This window comes from Mesorhizobium sp. M7A.F.Ca.US.006.04.2.1 (genome assembly GCF_004022915.1).
GTDB lineage: Bacteria > Pseudomonadota > Alphaproteobacteria > Rhizobiales > Rhizobiaceae > Mesorhizobium > Mesorhizobium ciceri.
In genome coordinates, this window is sequence record NZ_RZQA01001269.1 from 1 (window position 1) to 1,228 (window position 1,228).

Below are 1,228 nucleotides of genomic sequence, written 5' to 3' on the forward strand. Positions count from 1 at the left end.
GGCAGGATCACCGCACCATCGCCGCGATCATAGGTCTGGCGGATTTGCGTCTCCCACTGACCGTCGCGCCGGCGGTAGTCGAGGACGGTCTTCTTCAGGATGGCCCAGTCGTCGGAGAGGATTTCCTCCGAACGGACGCGAATACGATCTTCCATCCCGGTCTCCATGCTAAAGCGCGTCGCGCTTCATGCTCCTGTTTATGCCTGTCGTTCTCCCAAAACCGGAGCCACTTTTGGGAGACATGCCTGGCCGAGGCGTAGCCGCGAACCGGCATTTCGGCAATCCCGCCCGTGATTGGTCCAGAAGCCCTTTCACCGCCTCGTGTCTGGCGCAGGCGCCATCGGTCGCCTAAATAGCTGCGAACCCTCCCGGAGTTTCTCATGACAGCGTCGCTTTTCCAGTCGATCACTCTCAACGGCCTCACCTTCCCCAACCGCATCGCCGTCGCGCCGATGTGCCAGTATTCCGCCGAGGACGGCTCGGCCAGCGACTGGCATCTCCATCACTGGATGAACCTCGCAATGTCCGGCGCCGGCATGGTCACGGTCGAGATGACCGATGTCGAGCGGCGCGGGCGTATCACCCATGGCTGCCTCGGCCTTTACTCCGAAGACAATGAAGCGGCCGCCCGCCGCGCGCTGGACGCTGCACGACGCGTCGCCGCACCCGGCACGAAATTCGGCTCCCAACTCGCCCATGCCGGCCGCAAGGCTTCGAACCGCAAGCCGTGGGAGGGCGGCGGACCACTGCAGCCAAACGAGGATCCCTGGCAGACCGTCTCCGCCTCGGCCATCCCCTACGACACCGGCTGGAACGTGCCGCACGCTCTGGAGGACGAGGAGATCCTACAGCTGATCGAGCGCTTCGCCGAGGCGGCAAGGCGAGCCGAACGCGCCGGCTTCGATTTCCTCGAACTGCACGCCGCGCATGGCTATTTGATCTTCCAGTTCCTGTCGCCCTTGTCCAACCAGCGCACGGACCGCTGGGGTGGCGCGCTGGAAAACCGCATGCGTTTTGCCGTCGAAATCACCAAGGCGGTGCGCAAGGCGGTGCCAAAGCTGATGCTCGGCGCAAGGCTGTCCGTGAAGGATTGGGTCGACGGCGGCTTCGACGTGGCGGACGCGATCGAAGTGGCCAAAGCGCTGAAGGACGAGGGCGTTGCCTATCTCTGCTGTTCGAGCGGCGGCAATTCGCCGTTGCAGAAATTGCCCACCGGCCCCGGCTATCA

Annotated in this window: 1 protein-coding gene and 1 pseudogene; one reads left to right on the top strand and one right to left on the bottom strand. The window is 64.0% G+C overall.

The window, feature by feature from the left end:
* Positions 1-155: pseudogene (locus EN925_RS41255) on the bottom strand (GDP-mannose pyrophosphatase); the annotation flags it as partial.
* Positions 156-380: 225 nt separating this feature from the next.
* Between EN925_RS41255 and EN925_RS36525 the strand changes: the two are divergent.
* The coding region (locus EN925_RS36525) for an oxidoreductase (protein ID WP_128337399.1) at positions 381-1,228 on the top strand (848 nt) is incomplete at its 3' end.